This is a genomic window from Kitasatospora sp. NA04385, from assembly GCF_013364235.1.
Taxonomy (GTDB): Bacteria; Actinomycetota; Actinomycetes; order Streptomycetales; family Streptomycetaceae; genus Kitasatospora.
The window spans coordinates 6,458,475-6,472,482 of sequence record NZ_CP054919.1; the positions used below are offsets into that span (position 1 = coordinate 6,458,475).

General features: G+C 74.2%; 12 protein-coding genes. 11 read left to right on the forward strand and 1 reads right to left on the reverse strand.

Annotation, left to right across the window (positions count from 1 at the left end; translation table 11 throughout):
- Positions 1-85: 85 nt before the first annotated feature.
- Positions 86-2,281, forward strand: a complete 2,196-nt coding sequence (locus tag HUT16_RS28625; RefSeq protein ID WP_176190931.1) for a DEAD/DEAH box helicase — start codon at positions 86-88, stop codon at positions 2,279-2,281.
- Between the two features lie 7 nt (positions 2,282-2,288).
- Here HUT16_RS28625 and HUT16_RS28630 read toward each other — a convergent pair whose 3' ends face one another.
- The gene (locus HUT16_RS28630) at positions 2,289-2,543 is read right to left on the reverse strand and encodes a hypothetical protein (protein WP_176190932.1); all 255 of its coding nucleotides are present in this window, start codon (positions 2,541-2,543) and stop codon (positions 2,289-2,291) included.
- A 105-nt stretch (positions 2,544-2,648) separates the two neighbouring features.
- On the opposite strand from HUT16_RS28630, the gene HUT16_RS28635 reads away from it, so the two are divergent.
- The 10 genes from HUT16_RS28635 to HUT16_RS28680 all read left to right on the forward strand — a co-directional run bounded on the left by HUT16_RS28635 (position 2,649) and on the right by HUT16_RS28680 (position 14,004).
- A complete protein-coding gene (locus HUT16_RS28635) occupies positions 2,649-2,921 on the forward strand; it encodes a hypothetical protein (protein WP_176192916.1) in 273 nt (90 codons plus the stop codon).
- On the forward strand, positions 2,884-3,417 hold the full coding sequence (locus HUT16_RS28640) for a DUF6879 family protein (protein WP_176190933.1): 534 nt from the start codon (positions 2,884-2,886) through the stop codon (positions 3,415-3,417). Before HUT16_RS28635 ends, HUT16_RS28640 begins: the two co-directional genes overlap by 38 nt.
- 24 nt (positions 3,418-3,441) lie before the next feature.
- Complete coding sequence (locus HUT16_RS28645) at positions 3,442-4,290, forward strand: helix-turn-helix transcriptional regulator (RefSeq protein WP_176190934.1); 849 nt, start codon at positions 3,442-3,444, stop codon at positions 4,288-4,290.
- A 721-nt stretch (positions 4,291-5,011) separates the two neighbouring features.
- Positions 5,012-5,200, forward strand: a complete 189-nt coding sequence (locus HUT16_RS28650; protein WP_176184172.1) for a hypothetical protein — start codon at positions 5,012-5,014, stop codon at positions 5,198-5,200.
- Between the two features lie 10 nt (positions 5,201-5,210).
- The gene (locus HUT16_RS28655) at positions 5,211-6,341 is read left to right on the forward strand and encodes a methyltransferase domain-containing protein (RefSeq protein WP_176190935.1); all 1,131 of its coding nucleotides are present in this window, start codon (positions 5,211-5,213) and stop codon (positions 6,339-6,341) included.
- 347 nt (positions 6,342-6,688) lie between these two features.
- Positions 6,689-7,225, forward strand: a complete 537-nt coding sequence (locus HUT16_RS28660) for a GNAT family N-acetyltransferase (RefSeq protein WP_176190936.1) — start codon at positions 6,689-6,691, stop codon at positions 7,223-7,225.
- Positions 7,226-7,502: 277 nt separating this feature from the next.
- Positions 7,503-9,404, forward strand: a complete 1,902-nt coding sequence (locus HUT16_RS28665) for a WD40 repeat domain-containing protein (RefSeq protein ID WP_176190937.1) — start codon at positions 7,503-7,505, stop codon at positions 9,402-9,404.
- 347 nt (positions 9,405-9,751) lie between these two features.
- A complete protein-coding gene (locus tag HUT16_RS28670; RefSeq protein ID WP_176190938.1) occupies positions 9,752-10,558 on the forward strand; it encodes a hypothetical protein in 807 nt (268 codons plus the stop codon).
- 148 nt (positions 10,559-10,706) lie between these two features.
- Entirely contained in the window at positions 10,707-12,659 is a 1,953-nt protein-coding gene (locus tag HUT16_RS28675) for a hypothetical protein (RefSeq protein WP_176190939.1), read from the forward strand.
- Positions 12,660-13,059: 400 nt separating this feature from the next.
- The gene (locus HUT16_RS28680; protein WP_176190940.1) at positions 13,060-14,004 is read left to right on the forward strand and encodes a WXG100 family type VII secretion target; all 945 of its coding nucleotides are present in this window, start codon (positions 13,060-13,062) and stop codon (positions 14,002-14,004) included.
- The last annotated feature ends 4 nt before the right edge of the window (positions 14,005-14,008 follow it).

Sequence of the window (14,008 nt, forward strand, 5' to 3'; positions counted from 1 at the left end):
GCCCGAGCCCGGTGGCCCCGGGTCGGGCCGACGGTGGCGGGTGCCAGGATGGGGCGGACGGACGGGCGGGTGTGAGGAGACGCAGGTGGCGGGAGGCGGCGTGCGCCGGGCCAGGGACGTGGTCGCGGTGGCCGAACGGCAGCGGGCCGCCGCGCGGGCCCTGGTGGCCGACCACGCGGCGGCCGTCGGGCAGGTCGCCGAGGCGCACCGGCGGATCTTCCGGCGGCTGGTGCGCGCCGAGTTGGCGGCCATCCCGGTCGAGCGGCTCAAGGACGTCACCGAGGGCCGCCTGCAGACCGGCGCCCTGCGCGCCACCGGCTACACCACCGTCGCCGCCGTGCGCGACGCCACCCGGCAGGACCTGCTGCGGATTCCCGGCATCGGCGGCCCCACCGCCGCCCACCTGCTCGCCGCCGCCGGACAGATCGCCACCGCCGTCGAGGAGGGCACCGCCGTCCGCCTCGACCCCGCCCGTCCCGACGCCGAGGCGACCGCACTGGTCACCGCCCTGCACCGGCTGGTGCTGGCCGGGCCCGCCGCCCGCCGGGCCGCCGCCGAGGCCGCCGAACTCGACGCCCGCTACGCGGCCCCGCTGGCCGAGGCCGCGTACGCCCGGGGCCGGCTGCGCGGCCTGCTGGCCGGCGCCGAGAAGCGCGAACGGGCCTGGCGGGCCGTCGAGTCGCTGGCCGCGGAGGGCGAGCGGGCCGAGGCCGCCGGGGCCGGGCTGCGCTTCGCCCAGGCCTCCGCCGACCTGCTCCGCCCGCCCGCCGGGGAGGTCGAGGTCTGGGTCGAGTTCGAGCACCGGGCCGCCGAGTTCTACGCCGAACTGGCCGTGCTCGCCGAGGACGGCCGGCTCGCCGGGCCGACCGCCACCGACGGCCGGGCCGCCGCCGAGGGCCACCTGCCCGACGGCCTCGCCGAACAGGTCCGCGCCCAGCCGCTCGACGACCGCGGCTGCACCGTCTCGCTGCGCGGCTACCAGGCGTTCGGCGCCCGGTTCGCCCTGGCCAGGAAGAAGGTGGTGATCGGCGACGAAATGGGCCTCGGCAAGACCGTCCAGTCGCTCGCCGTCCTCGCCCACCTGGCCGCGGCGGGGCAGGGACGCCGCTTCCTGGTGGTGTGCCCCGCCTCGGTGCTGGTCAACTGGCAGCGCGAGACCGCCGGACGCACCACGCTCACCCCGCACCGCTACCACGGCCCCGGCCGGGAGGCCGCCCGCGAACGCTGGCTCGCCACCGGCGGCGTCCTGGTCGCCACCTACGAGTCGCTGCGGACCCTGGCCGCCGACCCGGTCACCGCGCTGGTCGTCGACGAGGCGCACTTCGTGAAGAACCCCGCCGCCCGGCGCACCCGGCTGGTCGCCGAGTGGGCCGCCCGCACCGAGCACGTGCTGTTCCTCACCGGCACCCCGATGGAGAACCGGGTCGAGGAGTTCCGCACCCTGATCGGCCACCTCCAGCCCGAGCTGCTCGCGGACCTCCCGGCCGGCCTCGGCGCCCTCGGCCCGCTCGCCTTCCGCCGCGCCGTCGCCCCCGCCTACCTGCGCCGCAACCAGCAGGACGTGCTCACCGAACTCCCGGACGTGGTACGGGTCGACGAGTGGGACGAGCTCTCCGGGCCGGACCGCGCCGCGTACGCCGCCGCCGTCGCCGAGGGCAACTTCATGGCGATGCGCCGCGCCGCCTACGCCGATCCCGCGCACTCGGCCAAACTGCGCCGCCTGCGCGAACTCGTCGCCGAGGCCGCCGAGTCCGGGCACAAGGTGGTGGTCTTCTCGTACTTCCGGGAGGTGCTCGCCGCCGTGCACGGCGCGCTCGGCGCAGCCGTCACCGGCACCGTCGCCGGATCGCTGCCCGCCGAGGCGCGGCAGGAACTGGTCGACGCGTTCACCGCCGCCGACGGCCACGCCGTGCTGCTCTGCCAGATCCAGGCCGGCGGGCTCGGCCTCAACCTCCAGGCCGCCAACGTGGTGATCCTCTGCGAGCCGCAGCTCAAACCGACCCTGGAGGACCAAGCGGTGGCCCGCGCCCAGCGGATGGGCCAGATCCGCCGGGTCCGGGTGCACCGGCTGCTGGCCGCCGACAGCCTCGACCGCCGCCTGGTCGAACTGCTCCGCGGCAAGGCCGAGTTGTTCGACCAGTACGCCCGCCGCAGCGACCTCGCCGAGGCCGCCCCGGAGGCCGTCGACGTCTCCGACCGGGCACTCGCGGTCCGGATCGTCGAGGACGAGCAACTCCGCCTGGCCGGATCGGCCGACCGGCCCGCCGGGGCGGTGAACTGACGCTCCGTCAGATCCGCACCAGCATCTTGCCGGTGTTCACGCCCGCCAGCACGCCGAGGAACGCCTCCACGGTGCGGTCGAAGCCGTCGAGTACCTGACCGGAGCGCAGCTGCGGGGGCGACAGGTCGTACAACTCCTGCTGCGCATCCCGGTGCTGGCGGATCAGGAAGTCCTCCGGGCGGACGCTGCGGCCCACCCGCTCGAACAGTTCGCCCGGCGCGGCGGCAGCGCCGACGCCACCTCTCCATCCATATGCGGGCATTCCGTTTTTGGGAAGCTCGGACACGAGCAGCCAGCCAACGGCAACATAAGGGGCAAACGAAGCGCCGTGCAAGATCGTGAAATCAACGTGACAGGGGAGGCGACCATGACGGTACGGTTCGTGGGTATCGATCCGAACACTGGCACCGCGAACAGCCCGACGGTGTGGGTCGACGACGACAACGGCGACATCGTCCTTCAGGGCTACACCGCAAACGAAGAACTGATCACCCAAGTACTCGCCGCCGGGCACGGTGCCGACCACGACAACGTCATCCCGGCACACGAGACCGTGATCCACATCCCGGCCCGAATGGCGCCGCTACTCAGGAAGGCTTGCGATGACGCAGAGCGTGCCGCAACCGCCGAACTTCATTGAGCAGTTGCAAGCGGTAGCCCGCTCCGCCGTCCATTTGGAGATGCGTGATGCTTACGGTGTAGCCGACGAGGCCACAGACTTCGAACGCTGGCAACGCACCGGAGAGCGCGACGTCGACCCGTCCTCGCCCTACTGGGGCCCCTGGGTAGCCATCGTCTCCGAACTGGTGAACCGAGGTGTTGCTGTCCGGAGGGCCCGTATCGTCAGCGAGCCGGTCACCGACTACATCCGTTACGAACACGCGGGCACGGGGGTCAACCTCGCAGCCGGTGAACAGGTCCGCTGGCTGCCCCGCCGCGAAGCGTCCGACATCGCGCTGCCCGGTAACGACTTCTGGCTTCTCGACGGCCGGATCGTTCGTTTCGGACACTTCTCCGGTGACGGCGAATACCTCGGTGAGACCTTTACCGAGGACCCGACGGTAGCTCAGCTCTGTGCGTCAGCTTTCGAAACGGTGTGGGGGCGCTCCGTTCCACACGAAAAGTACGCGGTCTGACCTACCCGACCGGACGGCCAGCTCATGCCCCTCTCACCCTCCTCCACAGCACAGGCAGCCCGGGAAGCGGTCGCCAAGCGGCTGCGAGACCTTCGCCAGGATGCTGGGCTCACCGGGCAGGAGCTGGCCGCCCGAACCGGTTGGAGCGGGTCCAAGGTCTCCCGAATCTCCAATGCCAAGACACCAGCCTCCGACGACGACATCAGGCAGTGGTGTGTGGCTTGCAACGCCGAGAACCAGGCCGCCGACCTGGTCGCCGCCAACCGCGCGGCCGACGAGATGTACGTGCAATGGCGCCGCGTCCACCACGACGGCATGCGCCGATCGCAGGAGGAAACCACCACCCTGTTGAAGCACACCCAGTTGTGTCGTAGCTACTGTTCCAACGTCGTCCCCGGAATGCTCCAAACCCAGCGGTACGCCGCAGCGTTGCTGCGCACAATCACGGACTTCCAGGGCACCCCGAACGATGTGGAAGCCGCTGTGGAGGCCCGCCGCGAACGCTTCGACCTACTCCGAGCAGGCGGCCACCGGTACTCGTTCATCCTTGAGGAGACCGTCCTCCGCTACCGGTTTGGTGATGAAGCCGCCATGAGGGAGCAACTCGAAGTCCTCCTGTCAGTGATGGCTCTGCCTACTGTCGCTCTCGGCATCATCCCGAACACAGCCCCTCGAACGATGTGGCCCCTCGAAGCATTCCTCATCTTCGACGATCAGCGGGTGATGACCGAGTCCCTTTCAGCCGTGGTCAACGTCACCGCCCCCAGCGAAGTCGCAGTCTACGACAAGGCGTTCCGCCTGCTGAGCGCTATGGCCGTCTACGGTGCAGCTGCCCGAGGCCTGATCGGGGCAGCAGTTCAAGCCCTCGGGTGACAGCCGTGCAAACCCGTGCAACAAGATGGATCCGCCCACGCCGCTACTCCTAACGTCGTGTCAGGCAGGAAGGCCTGACGGACGAACGGGAGCGACCTCCATGGAGACTCCTCCGCAGCGGCCGCCGTACCCCATCTCCACCGCAAGACTCACCATCCGTGTCAGCACGGTGAAGCCCGACGCCACCCCCGCATCCTCCGGTCGAGCACCTCGTCCGAAGAGTCGATCGCGGCCCACCACGGCCGTTCCATGATCACGTGGCCGGTGTGCCGTTGCCCGATGTGCGGCGGGTGGCCCCAGGTGGAGCCGCCAACCCTCCGTGCAGCAGCCCCCGAGCAAGACCGACGCCGCGAAGAGCAGCTCGCCAGCAGCCGATAGAAAGTCAACTCTCATGTTGCAAAACACAGTTAAGAGAAACGACCGCCTGAAAAGCCGACTCGGCTGCGCGGTATTTCGTCACACTGAAGACCAACGACCCGGCCGACCCACGCAACGGATTCGGTCCTGATGGTAGAGACCGACTACGCGGCCCGACCGGTCCTCCCCGGTGGCCCGGCGCACCCCGACGAACTGATCGGCGACGCCGCCACCCCGCAACACCCCTGAACTCCCGCCCCGGCCGCCGATCTGCCAAGAACCCGGCCGGAGCGGGCCCGCACCACCGCACAGTCCGAACGCCAACCGGCGTTCCGAACACGCACGTTGCGAAGGAGACACCAGTATGACGACCCCCGCTCCCACCCAGCGCCCGCCCGGTGACACCGGCCCCGGTACCACCGTCGCCGTCACCGAGCCGATGATGCCGACCATGGCGGGCAAGCGCGGCGACGGCAAGGGCGGCGTCGACGGGGACAAGAAGCAGTCCCCCAGGGAGTCCGACGGCCAGTGGTCCAAGCCCATCAAGAAGTGAGTGCCAACTGATGGACAAAAACGCACAGTTGCTGACCGGCCTTGTGATGGCCGGCGCTCTGGGCGAGGGGTGGCGGGGCGCGTTCGAGCGCGCCCCGCGCTCTTCCTTCATCCCGGACGCGGTCTGGGCGCCCGACGACGACAGCCTCACCGGATATCGCCGGATCACCCGCCACGACGACCCCGCCGCCTGGTGGGCGCTGGCGAACGCCGACGACGTCGTCGTCACCCAGCTCGACGACGGAGCCGACGGCGGACCGGGCACCGCGACGTCCTCGGCCTCCATGCCCTCCCTGGTCGCCACCATGCTCCGCCACCTCGACGCCGCCGACGGAAACACCGTCCTCGACATCGGCACCGGCACCGGCTGGACCAGCGCCCTGCTGTCCGCCCGACTCGGCGACCAACGCGTCACCACCATCGAAGTCGACCAGGCGGTAGCCGCAGAGGCCGCTCAGCGGCTCTCCAAAGCCGGGTTCTCCCCGACCCGCGTCGTCGGAGACGGCCTCGACGGCCACCGCCCCGACGCGCCGTACGACCGCATCCACTCCACCGCGGCCGTCCGACATGTTCCCCGCGCCTGGATCGAGCAGACCACCCCCGGCGGCATCATCGTCACGCCCTGGGGCACCCCGTACGCCAACGCCGGGCTGCTGCGCCTCCTCGTCGGCGAGCGCGGCGAGCCGTCGCACGGCCGGTTCGTCGACAACGTCAGCTTCATGTGGATGCGCGCCCAACGGCCGCACCAGGTGGTGGAACTCGCCCACCCCCCGGAGCACCAAAGCGCTTCCGCCATGGATCCCGCCCTGGCGCTCGACGACGTCGACACCGCGTTCGCCATCGGTGTCCGTGTCCCCGGGGTCCGCTTCGAGCACCGCTGGAACCGCACGGATCCGACCGGCACCTACCGGATGCACCTGTCGGACGGCGCGGGCTCCTGGGCGTCCGTCCGCTACACCGACTGGGACGCCCCGGACGCCGTCCGCCAAGCCGGCCCCCGCCGCCTGTGGGACGAGATCGCCGCGGCCCGCTCGTGGTGGCTCGAAGAGGGCAAGCCGACGCTGTCCCGGTTCGGCGTCACCGTGGCTGCGGACGGCACCCAGACCGTCTGGCTGCACGACCCCGGCAACGTCGTGGGCTGACCGGCCCGCGCCCCGGCGGCGGTCGTGCGACCGGGCGGGAGTCGGAGGGAAAGGGGGAGTCCCGCCGCCCGTAGCGGGGGCGCCCGGTCCGGGAGAGAACGAGGTGGACCGGGTGGGCGGCGGGACACGGAGTGACGAACCCCGCCACAGAGTCTGCGGGTCTCCGCTCACGTTCCGCTAACGTCCCGCTGACGTGCGCAAACGCGCATCCTCCGGGCCCGACTTGACGGGTGGTCGAACGGCGGGGGAGGGTACGCCGGGGCGGCCCGCGCGGCCGTTCGGGCAGGCCGGCAGGGGAGCGGACGGGGGGAGCGGTGCGGGCGCTCACCGAGGTGCGGGACGAACCGATGACAGCCGACGGGCTGGTGCTGCGCCGACCGCGCCCCGACGACGCCGCCCTGGTCCACCGGGGCACCCACGACCCGCTGGTGCGCGAGTTCCTGCAGGCCGTCGTCCCGCACCGGGACACCGCCGCCGCCGAGAAGTGGCTCACCGACATCCCCCCGATGCTGTGGGAGACCGGCCGGGCCGCCTACTTCACCGTCGAGGCGGCGGAGTCGGCGGAACCCGTCGGCTGGGCCGAACTGGTCGCCTTCGACCCGGAGCGGGAGCGCGCCGAGGTCGCCGTCTGGCTGCTGCCCGAGCACCGCCGGCTGCGCACCGCCAAGGCCGCGCTGCGCCTGGTGTGCCGCTTCGGCTTCGAGCGGATCGGCCTGCGCCGGATCGACGCCTACGCCGCCGCCGACAACATGCCCAGCCAGCTCACCGGCGCCGCGATCGGCTTCCGCCGGGCCGGCTACCGCCCGGCGCTGTTCCGCAGCTCCCGCACCCACCGGCTGCACGACGCCGTGCACGCGACACTCGTACCGGAAGACCTCTGCTGACCCCGGGGCTCCCAAACTCCCCGCACCGAACCAGGAGTGACACCATGTCAGGAAGCGTACGGCTGGAAGACGGCAGCCGCGGCGAACTGCTGATCACCGCCGACGGCACCTTCCGCGCCGCCCGCGCCGACCACGAGCGCACCGGCCGGATCGACTCCGCGCTGATCCGCCGCGTCCTCGCCGGGACCGGCCCGTACCCCGCCCCCGCGCCCGACGGCGCCCCCGCCACCGGGCGGCGGCTCACCGTCCAGGGGCAGCCCGGCCAGCCCGACCGGCAGTGGACCGACGGCACCGCCGCCCCGTCCCCGCCGCCGCCGCGGTGCTCGACGCACTGCTCGGACAGGTCCTCGGCGAGGCCGCCGGCCCCGCCGCGCTGCCCGCCGCACTGGCCCGCACCGAACCCACCACCGGGACCGCCCGCAGCGCCGCCGCCGTCGGCACCGTGGCGGGCCGGGCCGCGTACGCCCTGGTCGAGGCGGGCGGCGCGTTCGGCCTCACCGCGCTGGACGACGCCGCCCCGCTCGGCGGCTCCGACGCCGACGCCGGGCTCGCCCCGACCGCCGTCGCGCTCGGCGAGGCGGGCGGCCGCTCGCTGTTCGCGGTCGGTAGCACCGACGGCTCGGTCCAGGTCTGGGACGCCGCCACCGGCGACGTCGCGCACGGCACCACCGGCGGCGAGGGCGCCCAGGCCGTCGCCGCACTGGTCTGCCGGGACATCCCGGTGGCGTTCTCCGCCGGGCAGGGCGGCGACCTGCGGGCCGTCCGCGCCGACGACGGCCGGGTGCTGGGCAACCTGCCCGCCGGCGGCCGCGGCGCGACCGTGCTGCGCGCCGCGCACTGCGCCGGGGTCGACCTGCTCGCCGCCGCGTCCCCCGACGGCACCGTCCGGGTCTGGGACGCCGGAACCGGCGAGCTGATGCACCTGCTGGTCGGCCACCGCGGCGAGGTGCTGGCGCTGGCCGTGCTCACCGTCGACAACCAGGCCGTGCTGGCCTCCGCCGGGCAGGACCGCCGGATCCGGCTCTGGGACCTGGCCACCGGCCAGCCGGTCGCCGAACTCGACGGCCACACCGGCACCGTGACCGCCCTCGCCTTCACCACCCTGGCCGACCGGCCGGTGCTCGCCTCCTGCGCGCTGGACGGCACCGTCCGCACCTGGGACGTCTACGACGGCCGCCCGCTGCACGGCTGGCCGGCCGGCGAGTGGCTCACCGCGCTGGCCGCCGTCGGGGACGCGCTGTACACCGGCGACGAGACCGGCCGGATCACCGTCTGGGACGCCGCCACCGGCACGCCCGCTCCGAAGGCGGTGCCCGCCGGACGCCCCGGCAGCCCGCTCGCCGCGCTGGCCGTCGGCACCCTGCACGGCCGGCCGGTGCTCGCCTCCGGGTTCGGCGACGGCGCGCTCACCGTCTGGGACGCCGCCACCGGCGGACCGCTCCTCGACCTGCCGGGCGAGGGCGGCCCCGTCCACAGCCTCGACCTGACCGCCGACCTGCTGCTCTGCGGCACCGCGGCGGGCGCCGTCCGCAGCCACCGCCTCACCGACGGCACCGCGCTGCCGCTGCCCGTCCCGCACGCCGGGCCGGTCGCCGGGATCGCCTTCACCCCCGGCGAGCAGCCGCTGCTGGCCTCCGCCGGGCGCGACGGTGCGATCGCCGTCCGGGACGCCGTCACCGGCGCCGACAGCCGCCGGTTCGCCACCGGGTGCGGCCCGTTCACCGCGCTGGCCGCCACCGTGGCGGGCGGCCAGCCGATCCTGGCCACCGCCGGGGAGGACCTGGTGGTGCGGCTGTGGCACGCCGGCAGCGGCGCCGCCGGGCCGGTCTGCACCGGGCTCCCGCAGGCCGCCGAGGTGCTGTCGTTCGCCGTGCTCGGCGGCCGCCCCGCGGTGATCGCGGGCGCGGGCGACGGCACCGTCCTGGTCTGGGACGTCCAGGACGGCAGCCGCACCGCCGAGTTGGCCGGTGGCGGCGCGGCCGTCCGGGCCGTGGTCGGCCGCGAGTTCGACGGCGAGGGGCTGCTTGCGGCCGGGGACGCCGCCGGGACGCTGCGGCTGTGGCACCTGGCCAGCGCGTCCCTGCTCAACGAGGCCGTGCTGGACGGCACTCCGCTGGCCATCGACCTCGACGAGGCGGGCCTGCGGATCGTCACCCCGGCCGGAGCGGTCACGCTCTGATCGGAATCCTGCACGGAACATTCACGATCGACCCGGAGTGAACACTTCCGGTCTTTACTTCCCTTGCAGGTTCATGTCGTGAATTTACCTGTTGCATGCCTTTCGGTTCCCGCCGCGACGCACGGGCGTGCCAGGATCGTGCCGGGGTGACGCGTTGTCACCCCGGCACGCCCACCTGGCCGGGAGCGCTCCCAGGGGCGGGTTAGGGTGGCAGCGGAACGGGCCGGTGCGGGCATGACACGGGCGCGTCCGGGCCGCCTCGGCCCGGCGGACCCCGCATGCCCCGGCGCGGGTCGTCGGCACGGGTGCGTGCCGACCGGGGGCGGTGGAGTGCGGAGGGCGCGCAGATGGCTGACGAGACGGTCTGGATCGACCTCGACGAAGTCGAGGCGGCGGCCAAGAAGATCCTCGGGCTGCTGGACGAATTGAACGGACCGGCCAACAAGTTGGCGGCCAAGGTGAAACAGGTCCAGGAGTCCGTCTACGGAACCGACCTGGTCGGCAAGGCCCTCCAGGGCGGCAGTTCCTCGGTCGGCGGCCTCGCCCAGCACCAGGAGCAGGTCCTGGCGGGCATCCAGGCGCTGATGCAGAACGCCACCGCGGTCGGGGAGAACCTCCGCACGATGGCCGCCCGGCACCGCGCCAACGACGACCAGCAGGCCACCTCGCTCGGCGGGATCACCGACACCGGCGCCCTGCCGGCCGACCCGCAACTGGCCGGCCTGGGCACCGCCTCGGTCGGAACGGTGACGTCCGCGCAGGACCAGCCGCTGCTGGCGCAGACGCTGCCGATGGACGACTCGGCCACGGCCACGCCGCAGTACGCGCCGATGGGGCGGCTGCTGCCCACCGAGACGGTGGAGGCCACGCCGGAGCACGCGCTGCGCGGACGGCTGCTGCCCACCGAGGGCACCGAGGTCCTCCAGGCGACGCAGGCCGACCTGGCGACGCCCAGGCTGCACGGCACGCCCCTGCAGACGGCCGCGGACACCCCGGCGCACCAGGGGACCCCCGCCTCGCCGCCGCCCATCGAGGGGCTCGGCAACCTCAACCCGGACAGCGACTTCCAGGACACGGACGCGCCCACGCTCGACTACAACACCCCGCCGCCGCTCTTCATGGGGCCGGGCGTGTGGACGCCGCCGGTCGCCTGACGCCGCCGCCCGACGCCGCCTGACGCTGTCGGGCGGCCGTCCGTCCGTCGCCCGTCCGTCCGTCGCCCGTCCGTCGCCCGGCTGCCCGGCCGTCCCGCCGCAGGGCCCCCTTCCGACCTCGACCGCACCCCTCCGGAGACCCGTCGCCATGATCGAGCTGCCCGCAGACCTCGCCGAGGTGCTCAAGACCGTCCAGAGCAACGAGCTCGGCGCCGACATCACCTTCCCCGACGGCGACGAGGAACTGCTCGCCGACCTCGGAGCCGCCTGGGCCGCCTGGAACGAGGTGGCCGACAACCACGTCGTGGCGATCGTCGAGGCCGCCCAGCGGGCCATGGCGAGCATGTCCGGGCCCGCCGCCGACAGCTTCTCCCAGTACCTCCGGAAGTTCGCGGGCGGCGAGGGCTCGCACGTCACCACCACCCTGCAGTCGGGCCACCTGGTCGCCGCCTCGCTGCAGAACGCCGCCCAGACGGTGGGCGACGCCAAGACCGAGATGATCCGCGAACTCCAGTACGCCAAGGACTACATCGCCGCCCACCCGGCCGGTAAGCACGACGACATCGCCAAGTCCGAGGGCATCAAGCAGGCCGCCACCCTGTACCACCAGTACGTCAACGGCGTCGGCGGCCACGTGGACACCATGCTGCGGCAGAACGCCGACCACATCACCGACATGACCGGCATGGCCCAGACCTGCTCCCTCAACGGAGCGACCGCGAACGGCGGTTCGGGCGTCGGCGGGGTCGGCGGCAGCGGCCTGGCGGGCGGCCCGGGCGGCATCGGCACGATGAGCGACTCGGGCGGGAAGGTGCCGCCCGGCGGACTGTTCGGCACGGGCGCCGGCAGCGGCCTGCCGGGCGGTGCGGGCGGCCCGGGCGGCGGTGCGGCCGACGGGTCGGCCTTCTCGCTGCCCGGCCTGGACGGCGGCGGCGCGGGTGGTGCCGGTGGCGCCGGTGACCCGTCCGCCTTCTCGCTGCCGGGCCTGAGCGGCGGCGCCGCAGGTGGTGCGGGCGGCGGCGGTGCGGCCGACGGGTCGTCCTTCTCGCTGCCCGGTCTGGACGGCAGCGGGTCGTTCGGCGGCAGCGGGTCCTCCGGCGGTAGCGGGTCGTTCGGTGGCAGTGGGTCGTTCGGTGGCAGCGGTTCGTTCGGCGGCAGCGGTTCGTTCGACGGGAGCGGCTCCTCGGGCGGCGGCTCCGGCGGCTCCAGCCTCGCCCCCTTCTCGCTGCCCACCCCCAACCTGGCCGGTTTCGACTCCGGTTCGGGCTCCGGCGGCGGCGCGCCCGTCTTCAGCCCGACCTCCACCGGCTCCGGCGGCCCGCTCAGCCTGGCCGGGCTGGGTGACCTCGGCGACCTCGGCACCAGCGGGACGTCCACCGCCGGCTACACCCCGGGCGGCAGCGGCTACACCCCCAGCAGCATCGGCGGCAGCACCGGCAGCCTCGGCACCGGCTCCATCGGGAACCTCGGCAGCACCCTCGGCAGCACCCTGGGATCGCTCGGCGGCGGTGGGGGCGGCGGTTCGAGCGCCGGCGGCCGGGCCGGGCTCACCCCGTTCGGCGGGGCGGGCGGCAGCCCGTACGGCCTCGGCGGCGCCTCCGGCCGCACCCCGGCGCGGGCGGCAGCGCCCTGGCCGGTCAGGCCGGCGGCGTCCGGGCGGGCTCCGCGGGCACCGCCGCCGGAGCCGGCGGGTCGGCGCGGGCGCCGCCTCCGGAGCCGCCGGCACGGCTGGTCGGAGCGGCGCCGCGGGCGCGGCCGCCGGTGGCCACATGCCCGGCGCGGGCGGCGCGGGCCGGGGCGGCGGCGGCAAGGACGGCAAGCACGGCAACCGCTTCGTCAGCCCCACCCGCTTCGGCGGCGAGGAGGACGAGGAACTGCACGGCGACGCCGGCATCCTCGGCCGGGCCGCCGACGTCGACCCGCGCGACCGCCACTGGCACCGGGCCCGCCGCCGCTGGCTCGACGACGCCCGCGCCGACGGCGCCTTCACCACGTCCGAGCCCGAAGCGGCCGCCACCGTCGCCGCGGCCGGACCCACGAGCGAGAGCGAGGTCCTCAACCAGCTCGCGGGCGTCCTGCTCGGCGGCGGAGCGACCACTGACCCGGCCGCCACCGACGGCACCGAGGCCGGGGCCGCCCCGAGCGGCGAGGCCGCCTCCGGTCCGACGGCCCGCCAGGACACCGCCGCCACCCCCGAGACCGCCACCGGCGCGACGTCCGCCACCGACCGGGCCGAGACCTCCGGCGGCCGGGACGACGACGCCTACCTGGAACGCGCACGCAGCGCCGCGGCCCGCCGCGGCCACCCCGACGCGCCCGAGGCCACGACCGCACCCGCGGCGGCCGGGGCCGCGGCGGCGGCCCCGGAGCGGGCCCCGCTCCGGGAGGAGGGCGGCTACCAGGTGCCGAGCCCGTTCCTGCGCGCCGCCCTCTCCCGCCTGGCCGCGCCCGCCGCGGACTGACCGCTCGGCAGTCGTCGCCCGCACTGACGGAGGAACCCCATGAGCAACGACGAACAGGCCCCGTACGTCGAGGCCGCGCGCATCGAACCCGACCGCGAGGTCCACCGGGTGCCCGTGGCCCCCGTCGAGCCCGAGCCCTTCCGGGTCGGCACGGCCGTCCCGGACAGCATCCCCGCACAGCCGGTGCAGCCGGTGCAGCCGTTCGAGTCGGCGATGCAGCCGGTGCAGTCGTTCGAGCGGGCGGCGGAGCCGTTGCGGCCGCAGCAGCGGATGGGTGCTCCGGTGGAGCCGTTCGAGTCGGCGGCGGAGCCCTTGCAGCCGTTCGAGCGGGCGGCGGAGCCGTTGCGGCCGCAGCAGCGGATGGGCACTCCGGTGGAGCCGTTCGAGCGGGCGTCGGAGCCCCTGCGACCGCAGCAGCGGATGGGCACTCCGGTGGAGCCGTTCGAGCGGGCGTCGGAGCCCTTGCAGCCGCAGCAGCGGGAGCGGGCGGCGGAACCGACCGGGCAGGCCGCCCAGAAGGTGGCCGCGCGGACGGCGGCGTCCGGGAGCGGGGGTTCGGGCGGTGCCGGGACGGGCTTCAAGGTGGACCCCGACCAGTACCGGGCGGCCGTCTCGCCGATGCTCGCGGCCGCCGAGCAGGTCGCCTCGCTCTACCGGTCGCTGAACGCCTACCTGCCCTCGTTGGAGGCCCAGAACCCCTGGGGCAACGACGAGTCGGGCAAGAAGTTCGCCGAAGGCGACAAGGGCTACCTCAAGTGCAGCGAGAGCACCATGGCACTCCTCAAGAGCCTGCCCGACGGTCTGAAGGGGATCGCCGACGGCCTCAAGCGGATGGCCGAGAGCTACCAGAACGCGGACGAGAACACCGTCGCCGAACTCGGCGGCATCGAGAGCACCGCGCAGATGCCCGTCGCGCCCTCGCTCCCGTCCTCCCCCGTCCACGTCCCGATCACCCCGGGGATGACCCAGAGCGGAAGGCACTGACCCG

Excerpts from the sequence above, each read along its gene's own strand:
- HUT16_RS28640 (WP_176190933.1), top strand. The coding sequence starts at position 2,884 with ATGACGCAGAGCGTGCCGCAACCGCCGAACTTCATTGAGCAGTTGCAA.
- HUT16_RS28680 (WP_176190940.1), top strand. The coding sequence starts at position 13,060 with ATGAGCAACGACGAACAGGCCCCGTACGTCGAGGCCGCGCGCATCGAA.
- HUT16_RS28655 (WP_176190935.1), top strand. The coding sequence starts at position 5,211 with ATGGACAAAAACGCACAGTTGCTGACCGGCCTTGTGATGGCCGGCGCT.
- HUT16_RS28675 (WP_176190939.1), top strand. The coding sequence starts at position 10,707 with ATGATCGAGCTGCCCGCAGACCTCGCCGAGGTGCTCAAGACCGTCCAG.
- HUT16_RS28660 (WP_176190936.1), top strand. The coding sequence starts at position 6,689 with ATGACAGCCGACGGGCTGGTGCTGCGCCGACCGCGCCCCGACGACGCC.
- HUT16_RS28670 (WP_176190938.1), top strand. The coding sequence starts at position 9,752 with ATGGCTGACGAGACGGTCTGGATCGACCTCGACGAAGTCGAGGCGGCG.
- HUT16_RS28635 (WP_176192916.1), top strand. The coding sequence starts at position 2,649 with ATGACGGTACGGTTCGTGGGTATCGATCCGAACACTGGCACCGCGAAC.
- HUT16_RS28645 (WP_176190934.1), top strand. The coding sequence starts at position 3,442 with ATGCCCCTCTCACCCTCCTCCACAGCACAGGCAGCCCGGGAAGCGGTC.
- HUT16_RS28650 (WP_176184172.1), top strand. The coding sequence starts at position 5,012 with ATGACGACCCCCGCTCCCACCCAGCGCCCGCCCGGTGACACCGGCCCC.
- HUT16_RS28630 (WP_176190932.1), bottom strand. The coding sequence starts at position 2,543 with ATGCCCGCATATGGATGGAGAGGTGGCGTCGGCGCTGCCGCCGCGCCG.